Origin of the sequence: Thioalkalivibrio sp. HL-Eb18, assembly GCF_000364985.1 — a bacterium.
In the GTDB taxonomy this organism is placed as follows: Bacteria; Pseudomonadota; Gammaproteobacteria; order Ectothiorhodospirales; family Ectothiorhodospiraceae; genus Thioalkalivibrio.
Genome location: NZ_KB822973.1, coordinates 38,801 through 56,392, shown reverse-complemented (window position 1 = coordinate 56,392; position 17,592 = coordinate 38,801). Strand labels below are relative to the sequence as shown.

Here is a 17,592-nt window from a genome sequence, read left to right as displayed (position 1 = left end):
CATGGGTGGAGCTGTCGTTTTGCTGTTGATTGGGGTCGGCGTCATCGCGGCCACGCACGATCCGGAACCCGAGGTGGCACCCGAGCCGCCCCCCGTCGAGCCCGTCGCGATTCCCGAGCCGCCGCCGACCTGCCTTGACCAGGTCGCCGAGCGAACCCGGGTCGAAGCCGATCTTTCGTCCAAATGGGAACAGCGGGTCTATTTCATTGATGGGCGCCCCTGCATGCGGGGGCGCCCATGACCCGGCCTCGCTACTCCGTGATCGCGTTGCTGGTGACGGCCGGACTGTCCGGCACCGTTCAGGCCAGTTCGGTCGAGTCCGACGCGACCCGCGCCGAGGCCCGAGCGTCCGAAGGCGTCGAAACGGCACCGGCCCGAACACAGCATTGGGATCTCTCCGACGCCGAGTGGGAACGCTACGACGCCATCATGGAGGGTCCACGGGGGCTCTGGTCGCCGGATCTGGACCCGATATGGGTCCTGGGGATTCATGCAGAGACCGAGCGCGAACGTCGGTACTACGCCGAGCTGGCCGTGGAGCAGGAGCGGGATCGCGTCACCGGAGAACTGGCCTTCCAGCATGCCTACGATGCCGCGTGGGATCGCCTCTACCCGGACAGGGTGCTGATCGAGCCGCGTGACCGGTCCGGCTCCGCGACGGGTGCCACACCCCGCATGAGTGAGCCGAGGACCTCCACCCTGGACGACCTCGGTGCGGATGATCGCGTGGTCCTGGTCGCCGCCCGCGACTGCAACCGCTGCGGGGACATCCTGGAACGCGCCGTGGAGCGCTTGCAGGACGGGGCCCAATGGCGGCTGGACGTCTTTCTGACGGATACCGATGCGGATCAGGAGGTGCGCCGATGGGCGGCGGAGAACGCGGTCCCGATCGATCTGGTGCGAGCCGGTCGTATCACCCTCAATCACGACGACGGCACGCTGGCCGATCACGACACGCCCTCGCTGTTGCGGCAATCCGGGCAGCGCTGGCAGCCGGTCTTGCCCTAACGCTCGCGACCCAGGCGGCAGCGGGCGTTCCTGAAGGCTATCACCGTGTCGCTCAGGCCGAGGGTGTTCCGGCCGATGTCCTGTACGCCCTCGCCGCCGCCGAGTCCGGCGCACGGCTGTCCACGGGTGCGGCGCGGCCGTGGCCCTGGACCCTCAACGTAGGTGGGCGGCCGGAGCGATACCGAACGTACCAGGAGGCGCTGGACGCGCTGGAAAGCCACCTCGCGGCCGGGAAGCGGAACATCGATATAGGGCTCATGCAGGTCAACTGGCACTGGCACGAGGAGCGCCTTCAGGACCCGGCGCGGGCCCTCGACCCCTATCGCAACCTCCGCATCGGTGCCGCCATCCTGCGCGAGCAGTACGAACGCAGTGGCCACTGGCTGGAAGCCAGCGGCCTCTATCACGCGCCCTCGAACACCACCAACGCCGCCCGCCACCGAGCCCGCGTCCAACACCATCTGGAGGCTCTGCCGTGATTCCGAAACCCCTTATGGCCGCCCTGCTGCCCCTTCTCTTCGTCTCTGCCTCTGCGCAGGCCCTGGAGGTGATCCTCGATACCGGCGAAGGCCAACCGGCAGGCCCGTACCTGGAGCGGCTGGAGGGCGCCGAGGAGCCGACACCTCGCAATACGGCCGCGCTCCCCCCGTTGAACGACGCGGCCGAGCGCATGCTGCCCATCGAGCCGTCCCGCTTGCGCGTGGCACCGTTGCAGGGGCAGCCGCCGGCGCATGTGCGCGAGACACTCCGAAATATGCCGCGCCCGCTCTGCCTGGTGGGATCGGACTCGCAATCGCTCGCCTGGCTGGAACACCACCGGGTCGCGCTCATGCAGGCGGGGGCCGTGTGCATGCTCGTTCAGGCGGACACCCCCGAGGACCTCGAACGGGTGCGCGACACCGCGCACGGGATCCCGGTCCAACTCTCGCACGGCGATGATCTCGCCGAGCGGTTGCAGCTCGACGTCTACCCGGTCCTGATCTCGCGCGAGGGAATCGAACAGTGAGCCAGCTGCCCGTCGAGGCCCTGCTACGGCCGCCGGTCGAGTTCTACTCCGCCTTTGTGGCCGGCGCCGCCGCCGTCATCGCGGTCGCCGCGCCCTGGGCCCTGATGATGACCCCCTCGATCGCCTGGGTCGCGGCGGCAATGCTCGGGGCCCTGGCCGTACACCGAGCGCGGCAGGGGTGGCGAATCGTCCGGTATCACCGCCACCTCCGACAGCTGCCCGAGTTCTACATGAGCGCGAAACAGATCCCCGTCTCGCGCCGGAAGCTCTACCTCGGACGGGGGTTTCGCTGGACGCAGAAGCACACGCAGCGCCTGCGGGACACGATCCGGCCGGAGGTCCAGCATTACGTGGATCCCGGCCCCCTGTACCGCTGGGCCCGCCGCAAGGAGGTCCAGTGGGAGTCCACGCCCGGGCTGCGCGGCATTGCGCGCGCACTCGGGAAGCGATCCTGGTGGAACCCCCTGGCCCCTCTGCCTCCCGTGGGTGGGAAACCCGCGCTGCACGCCGTTGAGCCGGACGAGGAAGATGCCTGGACGGATCTCGGTGAGCGCGTGGGGCACACCCTCGTCCTGGGTGCGACCCGAGTGGGCAAGACGCGGCTGGCCGAAGTCCTGATCACTCAGGACATCCGACGCGGCGACGTCACCATCGTCATTGACCCCAAGGGGGATGCCGAGCTGCTCAAGCGCATGTATGCCGAGGCCCGCCGCGCGGGGCGCGAAGACCAGTTCTATATGTTTCACCTCGGTTACCCGGACCACTCCGCTCGCTACAACGCCGTCGGGTCGTTCAGTCGGATCACCGAGGTCGCCACCCGTGTCTCGAACCAGCTCCCGAGCGAAGGCAACAGCGCCGCCTTCAAGGAGTTCGCGTGGCGGTTCGTGAACATCGTTTCTCAGGCGATCGTGGCGCTGGGCCGACGTCCGGATTACCAACAGATCCTCCGGCACATCACCTACATCGAGCCGCTGCTGATCGAGTACTACGAGCACTGGCTCCCCGGCGTGGCCCCCGAAGGCTGGAAAGAGGAAGTGGAGCGGCGCGAGGCCAACACCAATGAACGCCACCTACCGCGCAACCTGCAGGGCCGGGACCGGCGAGCCGTTGCCCTGATGCTCTACGCCAAGGAGCAGGGACTGTTCGACCCGGTGGCCGATGGCCTGCGCAGCGCGTTCGAGTACGACAAGACCTACTTCGACAAGATCGTGGCCTCGCTGCTCCCCCTGATGGAAAAGCTGACCACCGGCAAGACGGCGGAGCTGATCGCCCCCGATTATCTCGACACCGACGATCCGCGCCCGATCTTCTCCTGGCGGGAGATCATCCGCACCGGCGGCATCGTCTACGTGGGCCTCGACGCGCTCTCGGATGCGGACGTGGCGGCGGCCGTGGGCAACTCGATGTTCGCGGATCTCTGCTCCGTCGCGGGCCAGCTGTACAAGCATGGGCAGGACGACGGGTTACCGGATGGTGGTCGGTCGGGGCTACCGACCGTCAACGTGCATGCCGACGAGTTCAACGAGCTGATCGGCGACGAGTTCATCCCCCTGCTGAACAAGGCCGGTGGAGCGGGATTCCAGGTCACGGCCTATACGCAGACCTGGTCCGACGTCGAGGCCCGGATCGGATCCAAGCCCAAGGCCGGCCAGGTGGCCGGTAACTTCAACACGCTGGTCATGCTGCGGGTGAAGGAGTACGAGACGGCCGAAATGCTCACGGAGCAACTTCCGCAGGTCGAGATCAACACGCTCATGCAGGTATCCGGCACCAACGATTCGGCCGATCCCGAATCCGACCAGCACTTCTCCAGCCGCAACGAAGACCGCATCACGGTAACCGAGGTCCCGCTGCTCACGCCGTCCGACATCGTCACCCTGCCCAAGGGTCAGGCGTTCGCCCTGATCGAGGGGGGACAGCTCTGGAAGATCCGCATGCCGCTCCCGGACAGTAAAGCGGATCCGGTGATGCCCGGATCGCTCGCCGACATCGCCGAGCGCATGCAGCGCGATTACACCACCGCCGAGCATTGGTGGCAGGACACCGCCATGCCGGTCGCTCCGCAGGAATCCGCCTGATGGCGAGCGCGAACCGACAGGCATCGAAACACCCCGCGCAGCAGCGCGAGCCGGGGCTGATCGGGCGCACGCTGAACCTCGCGGGGCAGGTCGTCCTGTGGCTGCTCGCGGCGTTGCTTTTTTCCCTGGTGGCGGAATGGGTCGGCATGACCTGGATCTGGCCGGACCAGGGCATCCAGCACAGCCAGCAGATGCTCGAACGCGAGATCGGCTACCTCAACGAGGATTTTCGCCAGTCCATGTTGACCGCGGATCCGGGGAGCTACGCGCGCAGCTTCGCGGAGGTGTCCTATCGCTTCCTATTTGAGTACACGGGGATCCACTCGCTCGTGGAGTGGCTGTCGATTCCCGCGCACCCCGAGGATGGCCGGATGGTGCACTCCCTGCGCAACGGCTATCAGTCCATCGAGCCCTATGTCCTGGCCGGTATGGCGATCACGCAGGTCTTCGCCCTCCGCCTGGGGGTGCTGACCCTCGCCATGCCGGTGTTCGTCCTCTTCGCCATGGTGGCCATGGTCGATGGACTCGTGCAGCGCGATCTGCGCCGCTGGGGAGGCGGCCGCGAATCGTCGTTCGTCTATCACCACGCGAAACGCCTGATGGCGCCCTCGATCGCCATGGCCTGGGTGGTCTACCTCGCGCTGCCGTTTTCGGTCCACCCGAATTGGGTCATTCTCCCGTTCGCCCTGCTCAATGCGATCACCATCGCCATTACCGCTTCGAGCTTCAAGAAGTACCTCTGAGAACCCCACCCGCCGCTGCGAGTGTCACGAGCGCACCGCGTTTCTCCACCCCCGGACGGCCGGACGCCAAACCCCTTACCACCGACGTTCGACGCCGCACTCCCGCTCGGGCTTGCGATGGGATCCGCTCGGCCCACCCGCGTTTCACCCTCGCCAAACCCGCCCTTTCCGAAGGCTCGAATCGCACGGCGCAGGGGCTCAACCCGGGCGCCGGAAAAACCCTCGCGAATGGTTTGAGGATTTTTCGTAGTCGCCACGGCCGGGAATCAGAAGACTGTGTCTCACGCTAACGCCTCGGAGTCACACGCCATGCACAGGACCCTAGTCGCGCTCGCTACGGGCGTGGTGATGATCACCCTCACACCGGCGGCCCTGGCCGACCGCGATGCGGAACGCGAGAGCCTGAGCCGACTCGCGCACGAGATCCAGGCCCTGCACGCGCTGGTCGATCAGGCCGAAGCCCATGCCGACCCCGACGCACGGATCCGCTTCCAGTACGACTGGCTGCGCCACGATCTGGAGCGGGTGCAGGCCGGCATCGAGGAGCACCTCCGGGCACCGCGCGCCCAACCGCGCCGGGTCGAGCCACTCAGCGGTGATTACCGCCGGTGAGTGGCGACGCCTCCAGTCAGTTCGAGCAGTGGGCCGGCGCGAGTGGCGCCGATCTCGGGCTCGCGATCGCGGCGATTGTCGCGGTCACCTACCTGATCTGGCTCATGTGGGTCGTGATGGGCCAGTTCCGCGCCTGGAGTGACCGCGAAATACCGATGTTCGACCTGTTGTGGGTCGCCATTCGAGCTGCCGTGGTGGTGATGCTCGTGGGTTATTTCATCCGTCCATAGGAGGACTTTCCGATGCTCAATACCTGCAAACGCCAATGGGCCCGCGCCCGCCACATCCTCATGACTGGAGTCGTGGTCGCCCTCCACTCCACGCCCGCCTGGGCGCAGAACCTGCCGACGGCACCTGAGCCCGACGGAGGGTTCGAGGATGGCAACTGGATCGACCTCATGCGCGGCTACATCTTCGAGGGGGCGATCGTCCTCGGCACGCTGATCGCCGTCGCCTCCTTCCTGTGGGTGTCCTGGACCGCGCTGACCAAGTTCAATGAGGCCCGCCAAGGCAAGGCCGAATGGGGCGAGGTGGGTCTGCTTGGCGTGGTGGGTGCCGTGGTGCTCCTCGTCCTGAGCTTCTTCGTCAATCAGGCCATTTCGATCATGGAGTAATGCCGCGTGGCGACACCCGGACTCGAAAACCGAATGGCCGAACGGCTCAACGAGGAGCCGCCCATCTTTCGCGGCTGCTCCTCCAGTGAGCTGCTCGCCATTCTCGTGCTCGCCGTGATCGGCTGGCTACCCGTCGGGATCCTGCTCGGTTTCGTGGTCGGCGCTCCGATGATGGGCGTCGGATTCGCGGCGGTCGCCGTGCTGGGGACCGTATTCATCACCGCCACGATCTTCCAGAAGATCAAGCGGGGCCGCCCCACCGGCTACTACCAACAACGCGCCATGCTCGCCCTTCACCGGAGCGGCCTGCGCAAGGTCCCGGTGACGCTGCGCAGCGGGACCTGGGACCTGGGGAGACGTTCGTGAGATACCGCAAGGAACTCGACAGCGCCCGATCGCACATCAACACCCTCCGGGGCGTCATTGCCGTCATGGCAGTCGTGGCCCTCGGCCTGTGGTTTGGATGGCAGCAGGCCCCCGACCGCCTGACCGTGCACATCCCCCCGGATCTTCGGACCGGCGGGGTTCTGGAAGCCGGAGAGGTGCATCCCGCGTCGGTGTACACCTTCGCGTTCTACATCTGGCAGCAGGTCCATCGCTGGCCCGAGGACGGGCGTGCGGACTACCCGGACAACCTGTGGTCGCTGCAGGCGTTCCTGACGCCACGGTTTCAGCAAACCCTCGAAGCGGACCGAGAACAGCGCGAACGGCGCGGTGAGCTGCGGGATCGCAGCCGGTTCATCCGGGAGATCGACGGCCTGCGCTACACCCCGGACCGCGTGCAGGCCACGGGGGACGGGACGTGGACCGTATGGCTGGACGTGGAGGTCGAGGAGCGCATCGACGGCGAGCGCGTCAAGCAGGTCTTCATCCGCTACCCCCTGCGGGTGGTCGCCTACGACATCGACCCTGAATCGAACCCCTGGGGACTCGCCCTCGCGGGCTTCGTCCAAGATCCCTATCGCATCGACCCGGAGGAGGAGCAGTAATGCGCCCGATCCTCGCCATTGCCCTTATCGCGGCCCTCGCGGGGCCGGTGTCGGCCACCGCCGGCGACAGCCCCGACCGCATTACGTGGGACGGAGCGCCCGTCCAGGTCACCCTGCCCGTGGGGCAGGAGCGGCTGATCCGCTTCCCTGCAGGGCACGTCCGCGTGGGGCTTCCACCCCACATCGATGACCAGGTCCGCGTGTTCTCGAACGACGGGATCGTCTATCTCAAGGCGCAATCCTCGTTCGGCCCCGCCCGCGCCGTCATTTCCGATGTCGAATCCGGGGCGACGTTCATGCTCGACCTTTCGGCCGAAGACGGCGCCCGCGCCAATGAGGTCGTCATTCATCGACCGGGGAGTCGGCGGGACCACGCGACGGACGTCCCCGACGCCGAACCCGACCACCAAAACCTGGACTACGTGGCGCTGACACGCTTCGCGGCCCAATCCCTGTACGGCCCCAGCCGGCTTGCTCCGCAGATGCCCGGCGTGCGCCAGGTTTCACTGAACCAGGAGCCGGTTCGGCTGGTCCGGGGTGCGGCCGTCACCGCCGAACCGCTCGCGGCCTGGCGCGGCGGGCGCTGGTACGTCACCGCCGTCAAGCTGCGCAACGCCACGGAGTCCCCGGTCATGCTCGACCCCCGAGACCTGCGGGGCGACTGGCTGACGGCCACCTTTCAGCATGCACGGCTGCACCCGGCCGGCCACGAAGCCGACACGACCGCTGTGTATGTGGTGTCCGACCGCCCCTTTGAAGAGAGCTTTTGGGGGGTGCGCTGATGGTTTCCACCAAGGGCAATCGACTTCTGCCGATCATCGGCCTGGCCGTTGGCGCATTGATGATCCTGGTGATGCTGCGCTCCTGCGGCACCGAGCCGACGGCCGAGGCGCCGGACTCGCTGGACCAGCGGCAGGCGGCGGCGCAACCGGACGCGGACACGGCCACCGACACCATCCGCACCCTGACGGCCGAGCAGCGCGAGACGCGCCGACAGCTGCGGGAACTGCGCGAGGACAACCAGCGGATGCGCGAACAGCTGGCCGAGGAAGCGCGGCAGGAGCCGGATCCGGAACGCCAAAGCCACCTGGAGGGGCTCCTCGGGCGCATGGATCAACTCAGCTCCCGCGTACAGGACATGGGCCAGCAGCTGGAGCAGCGCGAAGAAGAGGATCCCGACCTGGTGCCCGGGAGCGACATCCCGATCGGCCTGGGTATCCGGGAGGACGAGGCCCCGGTTATTCGGGACCGCACCCGCACCGCAGAACCCGAATCCGCCGAGACCCTGCGTTGGACGAATCCCGTGGGCTACGACCCCGAGGAAGAAGGGGGCGGCCTTCTCGATCGCGGCCGTTCCGCGGCCGGCACCATCCGCGAGCGCGGCGCCGCCGGGGTGGAACGCGCGCGCGACACGGCGGCCCGCGCCACCGGCACGGATACGCCGGAGGAAGATCCCCGGTACACGGTGCCGCGCAATTCGACCCTGATGGGGTCAACCGCGATGACGGCCTTGATCGGCCGCGTACCGCACGGCGGGACGGTCGAGGATCCGGTGCCGTTCAAGGTGATCGTGGGCGAGCGCAACCTGGCCGCCAACGACATCGAGATCCCCAATATCGAAGGGATGATCTTCTCCGGGACCGCGATGGGCGACTGGACGCTGTCCTGTGTCCGGGGCTCGGTGGAGTCGGTCACCTTCGTCTTTCAGGACGGCACCGTTCGCACCCTGCCGGATCCCGATGGGGATTCCGGGGACTCTCTCGGCTGGATCTCCAACGAACAGGGCGTTCCCTGCATTGCGGGCGATCGCATTTCCAATGCGCCGGCCTACCTGGCACAGGCTACCGGCATCGTGACGGCACAGGCCGCTGCGGACGCAGCCGCCGCTGCGCAGACCACGCAGATCGTCGGGCAGGAGGGCTTCACGCAGAACATCGTCACCGGCGACACCGGGGAGTTCATCGCCGGCCGCGCGGCTTCCGGTGCCGCCCGCGAAGTCGCGCAGTGGCTGCGGGAGCGCCAGGAAAGCCACTTCGACGCGGTCTTCGCCCCCGCCGGCGAGACGGTCGCCGTCCACCTCGACCGGGAACTGAGGATCGATTATGAACTTGAAGGCAGAAGGGTCTCCCATGAAGCGTTCGAGCGCCGCTCTACCCATCGCACTCTTGATTAGTGCGGTCCTGACCGCCGGCTGCGCCTCCACTTCGGCGGACAAGGTGATCCCGAAGGACGGCCCCACAATGGACGAGGTGTACGAAGGACACTTCGAGTCCATGGGGCGCACCGATGTCGATGCCGCGCGTCAGGCGCTGCAACAGCCGATCGGCCGAGACGTCCAGGACGGGACAGCGGATCTCGCGGGCTACACCCGATCCGCCCACGACGAAATCGAGACCCGTTTCAGTCGGGTCCCGAATCCGACGCTCGTGATGTTCGTCTACCCGCACCTGGCCGGTCGCGACGAGGTTCCCGTGCCCGGGTATTCGACGTCGTTCCCGATGTACGACCGCCACCACTATGCACTCCCCGGAGAGGCGGGAGCCCGATGATGCTGAAAATGCTCACCTCGCTCCTCCCCGGCCGTTCGGCAAGGGATGAAGACGAGAATCAGGGGCCCGACCCGAACCTGGGTGGGTCGCGTCCGGTGACGCAGGCCGAGGTCAAGGACCTTTACCGCCGGCCCAACTCGTTCACGGACCTGCTGCCATGGACGGACTACGATCCGGCGACTCAGGTGTTCCTCCTGGAAGACCGCAACAGCGTTGGTGCGCTGTTCGAGCTGATCCCGGCCAGCTCCGAGGCGCGCACGCCCGAGTACATGGAGGACCTGCGCCAGCAGATCCAGGGCGCGTTGACCGATTCGGTTCCCGAAGTGGACGGGTCACCGTGGGTGCTGCAGGTGTTCGTGCAGGACGATCCCGCGCTGGGCGGGGTCACCGACCATATCCGGTCCTACTCCCGCGAGCGGTCCGAAGACAATCCGTTTCGGGACGCCTACCTCGCGGAGGTGGACGACCATCTGCACCGGATCTCGCAGGAGGGCGGTCTCTTCGTCGATCAGCAGGTCACCGGCGGCGCGTGGCGCGGGCAGAAACGGCGCGTGCGCGCCTGCCTGTACCGCCGCTCGGTCTCGGGCGATCTGTCTCCCGAGGAGACCCTCAACCAGGTGGCGGCCCAATGGGCAACCTCCCTGGAGGCTGTTGGAGTCGGCGTGAAGCGCTGCAAGGCGCAGGACCTGTATGAGTGGCTCGTCCCGTGGTTCAACCCGCGTCCCGAGGTCGCCGATGGCGATCCGGAGAAGCTGCTGAACGTCGCCCCCTATCCGGGGGACGAGGATCTCCCGTTCGGTCGCGACCTGGCTGAGCTGTTCACCTACTCGATGCCGGTGTCGGATGCCGAGGCCGGCGTCTGGCGCTTCGACGGGATGCCGCATGCGGTCCTGAACGTCCAGAGTCTGCGGCAAGCCCCCAAGACCGGGCATTTCACGGCGGAACGTCAGGCCGGCGAGAACATCTATGCGCTGTTCGACCGTGCCCCCGAAGGCACGATCCTCTCGGTCACGATCACCATCCAGCCACAGGACCAGGTCTCCAACCATATCGGGCAGATCCACGCCGCTTCCCGTGGGGACAACATCGAATCCCGGCTGGCACTGGAGGAGGTGGAGACCGCGCAGGAAGAACTCGCGCGCGGCAACAAGCTCTACCCCACCCAAATCGCGTTCTACATCCGCGCGGAGGACGACACGCAGCTGGTGCGCCGGCGCAACGAGCTGGCCTCGCGTCTGGTGGCGAACGGTCTGCAGATCATCACCCGAGAGGCCGAGCTGCTCCCGCTGGATACCTATCTGCGAGCGTTGCCGATGGCCTATGACCCGGCCCTGGAGCGCGTCACACGCCGGAGTCGCTACGTGTACGCGGACCACCTCGCCGCCCTGCTCCCCCTCTACGGCCGCACGAAGGGAACGGACCATGCCGGTTTTCTGTTCTACAACCGGGGGGCCGAGCCCCTGATGTTCGATCCGCTGCATCCCTCGGACCGGAAGAAGAACGCCCACGCGCTGATTCTCGGTCCCACCGGGGCCGGCAAATCCGCCCTGCTCACCTATCTGATCCTCCAGATGGTGGCGGTCTACCGGCCCCGGATCTTCATCATCGAGGCCGGCAACTCGTTCGGTCTGCTGGGACAGTACCTGGACCACCGGGGCGTCTCGGTCAATCAGGTCTCCCTGAACCCCAAGGAGCGGGTCAGCCTGCCGCCGTTCGCGGCGGCGACCCAGCTCCTGGACGACCCCAAGGTGGACAGGAAGATCGAGGAAGACGACCCCGACGAGGAAGACGAGGAGGACGACATCGAGGAGGGACGCGACCTGCTCGGCGAAATGCAGATCGCGGCGAAGATTATGATCACCGGGGGTGATCCTCGCGAGGAGGCGCACATGCGCCGCCCGGACAACACGGCCATCGCCAACGGCATCCTCCGTGCCGCCAAGAACGTCCGCGCGGCGGGGCGCGAACAGGTCCTGACCGAGGACGTGGTCGCCGGGTTGCACGAGGTCGCGAAGGAGGAAGATTCCCCCGAACGCCGCAAGCGCGTCAGCGAAATGGCGCAGTCGATGGAGGTGTTCTGTCACGGGTTCGCCGGCAAGGTCTTCAACCGGGCCGGCGAGCGCTGGCCGGAGGCCGACGTGACGATCGTTGATATGGGGATCATGGCGCGCGAGGGCTACGAGGATCAGCTCACGGTGGCCTACGTCGGCCTGATGAACCATATCAACGACCTGGTCGAGCAACACCAGCACTCCGAACGCCCGACCCTCGTGCTCACCGACGAGGGGCACATGATCACGACCAATCCGTTGCTTGCGCCCTACGTCGTCAAGATCACGAAGATGTGGCGAAAGCTCGGGGCCTGGTTCTGGATCGCTACGCAGAACCTGGAGGACTTCCCGGATGCGTCCCGGAAGATGCTCAACATGATGGAGTGGTGGATGTGCCTGGTGATGCCGAAGGAGGAGATCGAACAGATCGCCCGCTTCAAGGACCTCACCAGCGAACAGAAGAGCCTGCTGCTCGGAGCCCGCAAGGAACCCGGCAAGTACGTCGAGGGCGTGGTCCTGGCCGACCAGGTGGAAACGCTGTTCCGCAACGTCCCACCCCCGATCGCCCTGGCCCTGGCGATGACCGAAAAGCACGAGAAATCGGAGCGCCGAAAGATCATGGACGAGCTGGGGTGCTCGGAAGTCGAAGCCGCCGAAGAAGTCGCGCGCCGGATCGGAGGAGACGCGCCGTGATCAATCAACACACCCTTTGGGCCTCCGACTTCGCCTGGACCGAATGGCTGTTGGTCGCCGGGGGTCGCAAGGGCCTGTTCCTGATGCCCGGCCACGACGGCATCCCGGAGCACCTGGAGATCCACACCCTCCCGCTGCAGGGCGAGGGCCAGCTGATCCACAAGGGCGGTTGGCTCACCGATGCCCAACGCGACGGCGTACTGATGGAGCTGACACTGCACGGGCATTCGCCCGTGACACTGGCCCGCGAGTTCGAGCAGGCCGAGACGCTCAAGGGTCCGCTTCGGGATCTGGCGATCCGTCTGGCTGAGGCAGAAGGCCGGGTGTGCGAGCGCATGCTGAACGAACCCCAACGGCGCTTCCGGGCACAGCTGCAACTTCCCTCGAAATCCAGCGCAGGAGGCCGCTCATGCGACGAATGATGGCCGTTCTACTCCTGGTGGGGATCGGCCCCGCCAGTGCCGACCCGGGGCAGATCGAGGTCTTCGTGACCACCGGTACGACCGTATCCACCACGCCGGCCGACCGCCGGGGGATCCCCGTCGAGATCCATCATGTGGACGCCGTGGACCGGGCAACGGAGGCCCTGAGTCAGGGGCTTCCAGCCGATCCCGAGGCCGCGGCCGCGATCGCCCAGGAGCGCCTGGACGCCCGGGCGCATCGGGATCTCGAAGCCGCCTACGAGCCGCTGCTGCGCGCCTATCGCCTGAACATTGAACAAGTACCGGCCATCGTCTTCGACGGCCAGGCCGTGGTGTATGGCACGACGGACCTCGCGCGCGGCCTGCGCGAGTATGAACGGTGGCGGCCATGATCCGGGGGTCCATGCGCAGCACCGGCGCCGGGATGGTGGCCGCGCTCTGCCTGCTGGTGGGAAGCCCCGCGAAGGCCGAGGACCCGGACACCATCAGCACCTCCGAGATCACCTCACAGACGAGCAGCGCCCTCTCGTCCTGCCTGAATTGGGAGATCATCGGGGTCTGTCTGTGGCTGCGCTGCACCATTACCGGCTGCAGCGTGGTCACCACCGAGCGGATCCGGCACTACGTCCCGGACGCCGTCATTTCGGCCTACCAGAACACCGGCGAAAACCCGTGGGCGGAGATCCGGGGCGCGCTGGGGTCCGCGCAGGAATCCGCCGCCGAATCGATCCTGTCGTTCGATGCCTTCGTGGGAGGCGGGAACACGCTGGAGGGGCGCCATTCCCGCGATGCCCGTCAGCTTCGATTCAAGGAAGCGGATGTAGTCGGGCACCCCTTCATGGAGATCCTGGAGTACATCGACGTCCCGTACATTTGTCCGGGCGCGGCCACGGCCGAAGCCTTCCACCCCTACTACCAGTCCGCGACCAGCGTACTGGCCTGGCGCTACGCGGTGCCCGAAATGTTCTACCTCGAATCCCTCCAGGAGGGTGAACGGGAGATCGGAGATTGGGACGACTACACCTGGGGCGCGGTGTACCCCCGCTCGGGTTACGTCTCCCAGCCGGAGGATGCCAAGGCCGCCGCGATCGTCGCGCAGCGGGCGGGTGACATCACCACGCGCGAAAGCCAGTCGGGGCATGTCTACGAGCAGCTCCCGGGCGACGACGTGGTGCATGAGGACGGTTACCGCGTGTGGCTCCCCCCCGAACTGATGGAGCGGGACGAAGAGACCGGCACCTTCCAGATGCACATGCCCACAAGCACCAACACCTGCGAAGTGTTTGGGGAAGACGACACCGAAGACAAAGATGGCTGGTCCAGCGACAAGACCAACCTCAAGGGCAATTACGTCTGGACGCTCTGGCGCCCGTACAACTGCTGCGAAATCGGGGGCCAGGTCTACCTCGGCTCTGTCACGTTCTAGGAGACGGATCATGCGGATGCGGAAAACACTGATCGCTGCTACAGCCTGCGCGGCGCTTTGGGGACCTACCGCCGGCCATGCCCTCGTGCCGTCCGAAGACGGGTTCTGGTACTACGAAGTGGGCGGTGCCGAGCCCATTTCCAATGCTCCGAATCCCAATGTCACCACGACCCGGCTGGCCTTCGGCGCGGAGGCCAGTGCGGGGTATAGCTGTGGCAGCTTCGATCCCCTGCTGAGCATCGAGAACACCCTGAACGAAGTGGCCCAGGGTGTGGAAGACATGGTCGATCAGATGGTCCAGGCCGCCACGAATGCAATCGCCTCCCTGCCGGCCATGGTGCTCCAGCGGTCCAATCCGGGACTGTACGACCTGTTCCAGAACAACCTGCTGCGCGCCGAGGAAGAGCTTTCGCTCGCGACGCAGAGCTGCGAGGAAATGGAGGCCGCGATCGCCGACGGCCGCAACCCCTACCAGGAGTGGGTCACGCTCTCGAAGGGCGATGACTGGCGTGCAGCCATGGGCTCCGGGGGCGACATCGTGCAGGTCCAGGAGGAGATTGATCAGGACGCCGGGAATAGCGGGGCCGAATGGATCGGGGGCCGCCGGGGCGGCCAGGGCCAGGAGCCGATTGACGTGATCAGCGACACCGTCAAGGCGGGCTACAACATCACCCTGGACCGGCCCCCGAACGCCGGAACACCCTATGCAGGGGGCGGAGACACGCCCCTCCTCGCGCGGACCTGGAGCAGCCCGCAGGAAGCGCAGGAGTGGGCAACCCGAGTACTCGGAGACAAACACATCCGCACCTGCCAGGGGTGCGAAAGCGAGACCACCCCCGGCGTAGGCCTCCTGCCCATCCTCGAAGAAACCAACCAGCAGGTCCGCGAGGATCTGATGCAGCTCGTCTCGGGCGCGACGAATCCGACACGGAGCAATCTGCGCGACGTCTCGGCACCCGGGGTAGCGGTGTCGCGCGACCTGATCGAGGCGCTGCGCGAACTCCCGGAATCCGACCGCATGGTGGCGGCCGGGCGGCTCGCACAGGAGGTCGCAACGGCGCGCACGATGGAGCAGGCCCTCCTGACCCGCCGCATGCTACTGAGCGGCCGGAAGGCGCCAGAGATCGACGCGGCCGGGGTCGCTCGGGAAGACATCCGGGACGGCATCGAGGAGATCACCTCCGAGATCGACACGCTGATGATGGAGATCGAGGCGCGTCAGGCCGTGGTGTCGAATACGGCCGGGTCGATCCTGCGTGAAGCGCAGCGCCGCTCCCGCGCCTCCGAGGGAACGCCATCGCCTCACCCGCTTGAAACCGCTCCGATGCGTGGCGGCGTGGTACCACGGCCATGAGGGCCCGTATCCCACTCCACCTCCTGATCGGGGTCACCGCCGCCTTTGCGATCGTCATTGTGGCGGGACTCGCGTGGAACATGATCGAAGGCGCGGAGGTCGTGCGGGCGCGTCTCGACCGGGTTGAATGGCTGCTGGCCGGTTGGCGCTGGCTGCTGATCGCCGCCGTGGTGCTGGGTTGGCGGTACTGGGTCAGCTGGCTCGGCGGGCACCTGCCGCCGGAGTCGCAACAGCGTCTGGTGGACGCGCGATGGAGAGTGGCGGGCTGGCTCGTGATCCTGGAGATCCTGCTGGGGCAGAACCTGCTGGGGCGTGCAGTGGAGCTAATGGTATGAATGTCGGTCATCCCCTTGAGGCCTTCACGACCATCTTCGGATGGATGCAGTTCCAGAACCTGTGGGACATCCTTGTGTTCTCGGGGATCGCGTTCATCCCCTTCCTGATCATCGTGATCCGGGCGTTCGTGGACAACTACACCGGGCAGGAGGCGAAGGCCGGTAGCCGGAAATCCGTCCACATGATGGAGGTCGAGATCGTCAAGGCGCTCTCGGTCGTCGTGCTGGCTGCGCAGCCGATCTGGCCCCTCGCGCTCAGTGAGCTGGAGTTTGAGAACGCCTGCAATCAGACACCGGGCGTTGCCGACATCGAGGACACCACCTACCAGGACTCCTTCGATGTATCGAATGCCACCGTGCCGGTCTGGTGGTACGCAACCATGGCGATCTCGAAGGGGATCACGGGTGCGGCGATCGCGGGGATCGGGTGCCCCGAGGATATGGTCCGGACACGGATCGAGCTGGATCTCCAGCGGATTTCGGACCCGGAAGTGGCACAGAACGTCCAGCGCTTTACGAACGAATGCTTTGTCCGAGCCCGTTCCCGCTTCCAGAATGATCGCCCGGACGTCGCGGCCCTTCTGGATCAGCACGGCATCGATGACCCGGAGTTCGTCGGTTCCCGCGTGTATCTGCAGACCGAAGGATTTTACGACCGCTATCGAGCGGCAAGCCCCGTGCCGGGGTTTGATTACATCGCCGACCGCGACGACCCCGACTACAACGAGGGGGCCGAACCGGACTACGGGCGTCCGATGTGCGATGACTGGTGGAACGGGAATACCGGTCCGAGCCTGCGGCAGCAGATCCTGGACGAGATGGACGGGACGTTTTGGGAGAACGCCCGGGATAGCATGTCTGGCTGGTTCGGAGCGTCGGACGAGGAACTTGAGGACCGCATGATCCGGAGGCTGGTCGAGGAGTCCGCAGTCCGAGCCCCGCATGTGACAAGTGGCCTGGTCAATTCCGACACCAACGCCGGCCTATTCTCCCGCCTGACGGCTTCGTTCGGAATCGCTCAGCAGGAAATGTTCTCGCACGGTCCCATGATGCTTACGATCCGCGAAGCGGCCCCGATCGTGCAGAGCTTCCTCCTGATGGGGATCTACATGCTGCTCCCGATCCTGCTCGTGGTGTCGCTGTACTCCTGGGGTCCGGTATTCATAGCGACCATGGCGATCCTGACGATCACGTTCTGGAGCTATCTGTGGGCCGTCAGTCGTTGGCTGGAGGACAACATGACGGCCGCGATGTATCCGGACGGCGCAGGTGGCTTCATAGGCCCGGCGTTCGGCTCTCTACTGTCACCAGACCTGGGCATGAAGGACAGCATGATCACCATGGCGACCGGGCTCCTGCACATCGGCCTTCCCTTGGTGTTCAGCATGATCGTGGGATGGGCCGGCTATAAGCTAAGCGATGCCACCAACTCGGCGCGAAACGTAAGTGGGAGCATGGAGAGCGCGGGTGGTAGAGCAGGGGCTAGTGCAGGTAGCAAACTCACAGAGGGTAGCCGCCGTCGATAGCGACGACACCCACTGGAGGGACAGCGCAAAACCTGCGGCTAAGTCTAGCGGTCTTCGTCGGTTTCGAGGAGTTCGTATTGGCTCATGGCGAACTGAGTCTCCAGCGGTTCTAGCCCGCGAACGTACCCATGATAGGGGTGCGAAGGATCCAGCTCTCGTGACGAGTTTTGAAGGGCATAGACCTCC

General features: G+C 66.2%; 21 protein-coding genes. All 21 read left to right on the top strand.

All coding sequences use genetic code 11. The features are described 5' to 3' along the window. The first annotated feature begins 1 nt into the window (after position 1). The 21 genes from F813_RS0110870 (at position 2) to F813_RS0110770 (ending at position 17,406) form a co-directional block, all read left to right on the top strand. Entirely contained in the window at positions 2-241 is a 240-nt protein-coding gene (locus F813_RS0110870; RefSeq protein ID WP_017926582.1) for a hypothetical protein, read from the top strand. Beyond that, positions 238-1,008, top strand: a complete 771-nt coding sequence (locus F813_RS0110865; RefSeq protein ID WP_017926581.1) for a TIGR03759 family integrating conjugative element protein — start codon at positions 238-240, stop codon at positions 1,006-1,008. Before F813_RS0110870 ends, F813_RS0110865 begins: the two co-directional genes overlap by 4 nt. Then, positions 975-1,487: a transglycosylase SLT domain-containing protein gene (locus F813_RS14165; RefSeq protein WP_081601313.1), complete on the top strand. Its 513-nt coding sequence runs from the start codon at positions 975-977 to the stop codon at positions 1,485-1,487. Before F813_RS0110865 ends, F813_RS14165 begins: the two co-directional genes overlap by 34 nt. 14 nt (positions 1,488-1,501) lie before the next feature. Beyond that, on the top strand, positions 1,502-2,014 hold the full coding sequence (locus F813_RS0110855; protein WP_017926579.1) for a PFL_4695 family integrating conjugative element protein: 513 nt from the start codon (positions 1,502-1,504) through the stop codon (positions 2,012-2,014). After that, entirely contained in the window at positions 2,011-4,092 is a 2,082-nt protein-coding gene (gene traD, locus F813_RS0110850) for a type IV conjugative transfer system coupling protein TraD (protein ID WP_017926578.1), read from the top strand. Before F813_RS0110855 ends, traD begins: the two co-directional genes overlap by 4 nt. After that, positions 4,092-4,835, top strand: coding sequence for a TIGR03747 family integrating conjugative element membrane protein (locus F813_RS0110845; RefSeq protein ID WP_017926577.1), 744 nt, complete (start codon positions 4,092-4,094; stop codon positions 4,833-4,835). The genes traD and F813_RS0110845 overlap by 1 nt, the downstream gene beginning before the upstream one ends. 309 nt (positions 4,836-5,144) lie before the next feature. Further along, the gene (locus F813_RS0110840; RefSeq protein ID WP_038032979.1) at positions 5,145-5,447 is read left to right on the top strand and encodes an RAQPRD family integrative conjugative element protein; all 303 of its coding nucleotides are present in this window, start codon (positions 5,145-5,147) and stop codon (positions 5,445-5,447) included. Beyond that, positions 5,444-5,677 (top strand): TIGR03758 family integrating conjugative element protein, encoded by a 234-nt coding sequence (locus F813_RS0110835; protein WP_017926575.1) that lies wholly within the window; start codon positions 5,444-5,446, stop codon positions 5,675-5,677. The genes F813_RS0110840 and F813_RS0110835 overlap by 4 nt, the downstream gene beginning before the upstream one ends. A gap of 12 nt (positions 5,678-5,689) precedes the next feature. Further along, a complete protein-coding gene (locus F813_RS0110830) occupies positions 5,690-6,061 on the top strand; it encodes a TIGR03745 family integrating conjugative element membrane protein (RefSeq protein ID WP_017926574.1) in 372 nt (123 codons plus the stop codon). 33 nt (positions 6,062-6,094) lie between these two features. After that, positions 6,095-6,427 carry a TIGR03750 family conjugal transfer protein gene (locus F813_RS0110825; protein WP_017926573.1) on the top strand — a complete coding sequence of 111 codons (333 nt, stop codon included), beginning with the start codon at positions 6,095-6,097 and terminating at the stop codon, positions 6,425-6,427. Beyond that, entirely contained in the window at positions 6,424-7,050 is a 627-nt protein-coding gene (locus F813_RS0110820; protein WP_017926572.1) for a PFL_4703 family integrating conjugative element protein, read from the top strand. Before F813_RS0110825 ends, F813_RS0110820 begins: the two co-directional genes overlap by 4 nt. Next, positions 7,050-7,832: a TIGR03749 family integrating conjugative element protein gene (locus F813_RS0110815; protein ID WP_017926571.1), complete on the top strand. Its 783-nt coding sequence runs from the start codon at positions 7,050-7,052 to the stop codon at positions 7,830-7,832. Before F813_RS0110820 ends, F813_RS0110815 begins: the two co-directional genes overlap by 1 nt. Further along, positions 7,817-9,223 (top strand): TIGR03752 family integrating conjugative element protein, encoded by a 1,407-nt coding sequence (locus F813_RS0110810; RefSeq protein WP_017926570.1) that lies wholly within the window; start codon positions 7,817-7,819, stop codon positions 9,221-9,223. The genes F813_RS0110815 and F813_RS0110810 overlap by 16 nt, the downstream gene beginning before the upstream one ends. Then, positions 9,180-9,599 (top strand): TIGR03751 family conjugal transfer lipoprotein, encoded by a 420-nt coding sequence (locus tag F813_RS0110805; RefSeq protein WP_155987714.1) that lies wholly within the window; start codon positions 9,180-9,182, stop codon positions 9,597-9,599. The genes F813_RS0110810 and F813_RS0110805 overlap by 44 nt, the downstream gene beginning before the upstream one ends. Next, positions 9,599-12,343 (top strand): conjugative transfer ATPase, encoded by a 2,745-nt coding sequence (locus F813_RS0110800; protein WP_017926568.1) that lies wholly within the window; start codon positions 9,599-9,601, stop codon positions 12,341-12,343. The genes F813_RS0110805 and F813_RS0110800 overlap by 1 nt, the downstream gene beginning before the upstream one ends. Further along, a complete protein-coding gene (locus F813_RS0110795) occupies positions 12,340-12,765 on the top strand; it encodes a hypothetical protein (RefSeq protein ID WP_017926567.1) in 426 nt (141 codons plus the stop codon). The genes F813_RS0110800 and F813_RS0110795 overlap by 4 nt, the downstream gene beginning before the upstream one ends. Next, the gene (locus F813_RS0110790; protein ID WP_017926566.1) at positions 12,762-13,157 is read left to right on the top strand and encodes a TIGR03757 family integrating conjugative element protein; all 396 of its coding nucleotides are present in this window, start codon (positions 12,762-12,764) and stop codon (positions 13,155-13,157) included. The genes F813_RS0110795 and F813_RS0110790 overlap by 4 nt, the downstream gene beginning before the upstream one ends. Positions 13,158-13,168: 11 nt before the next feature. Continuing rightward, positions 13,169-14,191, top strand: coding sequence for a TIGR03756 family integrating conjugative element protein (locus F813_RS0110785; protein ID WP_017926565.1), 1,023 nt, complete (start codon positions 13,169-13,171; stop codon positions 14,189-14,191). Between the two features lie 85 nt (positions 14,192-14,276). Further along, positions 14,277-15,545, top strand: coding sequence for an integrating conjugative element protein (locus F813_RS0110780; protein ID WP_017926564.1), 1,269 nt, complete (start codon positions 14,277-14,279; stop codon positions 15,543-15,545). Beyond that, positions 15,542-15,880, top strand: a complete 339-nt coding sequence (locus F813_RS0110775; RefSeq protein ID WP_017926563.1) for a hypothetical protein — start codon at positions 15,542-15,544, stop codon at positions 15,878-15,880. The genes F813_RS0110780 and F813_RS0110775 overlap by 4 nt, the downstream gene beginning before the upstream one ends. Beyond that, the gene (locus F813_RS0110770) at positions 15,877-17,406 is read left to right on the top strand and encodes a conjugal transfer protein TraG N-terminal domain-containing protein (RefSeq protein ID WP_017926562.1); all 1,530 of its coding nucleotides are present in this window, start codon (positions 15,877-15,879) and stop codon (positions 17,404-17,406) included. The genes F813_RS0110775 and F813_RS0110770 overlap by 4 nt, the downstream gene beginning before the upstream one ends. Positions 17,407-17,592 lie beyond the last annotated feature (186 nt).

Bases quoted from the DNA above. Each gene is read 5' to 3' on its own strand.
- F813_RS0110870 (WP_017926582.1), top strand. From the start codon at position 2: ATGGGTGGAGCTGTCGTTTTGCTGTTGATTGGGGTCGGCGTCATCGCG.
- F813_RS0110865 (WP_017926581.1), top strand. From the start codon at position 238: ATGACCCGGCCTCGCTACTCCGTGATCGCGTTGCTGGTGACGGCCGGA.
- F813_RS0110855 (WP_017926579.1), top strand. From the start codon at position 1,502: ATGGCCGCCCTGCTGCCCCTTCTCTTCGTCTCTGCCTCTGCGCAGGCC.
- F813_RS0110845 (WP_017926577.1), top strand. From the start codon at position 4,092: ATGGCGAGCGCGAACCGACAGGCATCGAAACACCCCGCGCAGCAGCGC.
- F813_RS0110840 (WP_038032979.1), top strand. From the start codon at position 5,145: ATGCACAGGACCCTAGTCGCGCTCGCTACGGGCGTGGTGATGATCACC.
- F813_RS0110830 (WP_017926574.1), top strand. From the start codon at position 5,690: ATGCTCAATACCTGCAAACGCCAATGGGCCCGCGCCCGCCACATCCTC.
- F813_RS0110825 (WP_017926573.1), top strand. From the start codon at position 6,095: ATGGCCGAACGGCTCAACGAGGAGCCGCCCATCTTTCGCGGCTGCTCC.
- F813_RS0110815 (WP_017926571.1), top strand. From the start codon at position 7,050: ATGCGCCCGATCCTCGCCATTGCCCTTATCGCGGCCCTCGCGGGGCCG.
- F813_RS0110805 (WP_155987714.1), top strand. From the start codon at position 9,180: ATGAAGCGTTCGAGCGCCGCTCTACCCATCGCACTCTTGATTAGTGCG.
- F813_RS0110800 (WP_017926568.1), top strand. From the start codon at position 9,599: ATGCTGAAAATGCTCACCTCGCTCCTCCCCGGCCGTTCGGCAAGGGAT.
- F813_RS0110790 (WP_017926566.1), top strand. From the start codon at position 12,762: ATGATGGCCGTTCTACTCCTGGTGGGGATCGGCCCCGCCAGTGCCGAC.
- F813_RS0110785 (WP_017926565.1), top strand. From the start codon at position 13,169: ATGCGCAGCACCGGCGCCGGGATGGTGGCCGCGCTCTGCCTGCTGGTG.
- F813_RS0110775 (WP_017926563.1), top strand. From the start codon at position 15,542: ATGAGGGCCCGTATCCCACTCCACCTCCTGATCGGGGTCACCGCCGCC.
- F813_RS0110770 (WP_017926562.1), top strand. From the start codon at position 15,877: ATGAATGTCGGTCATCCCCTTGAGGCCTTCACGACCATCTTCGGATGG.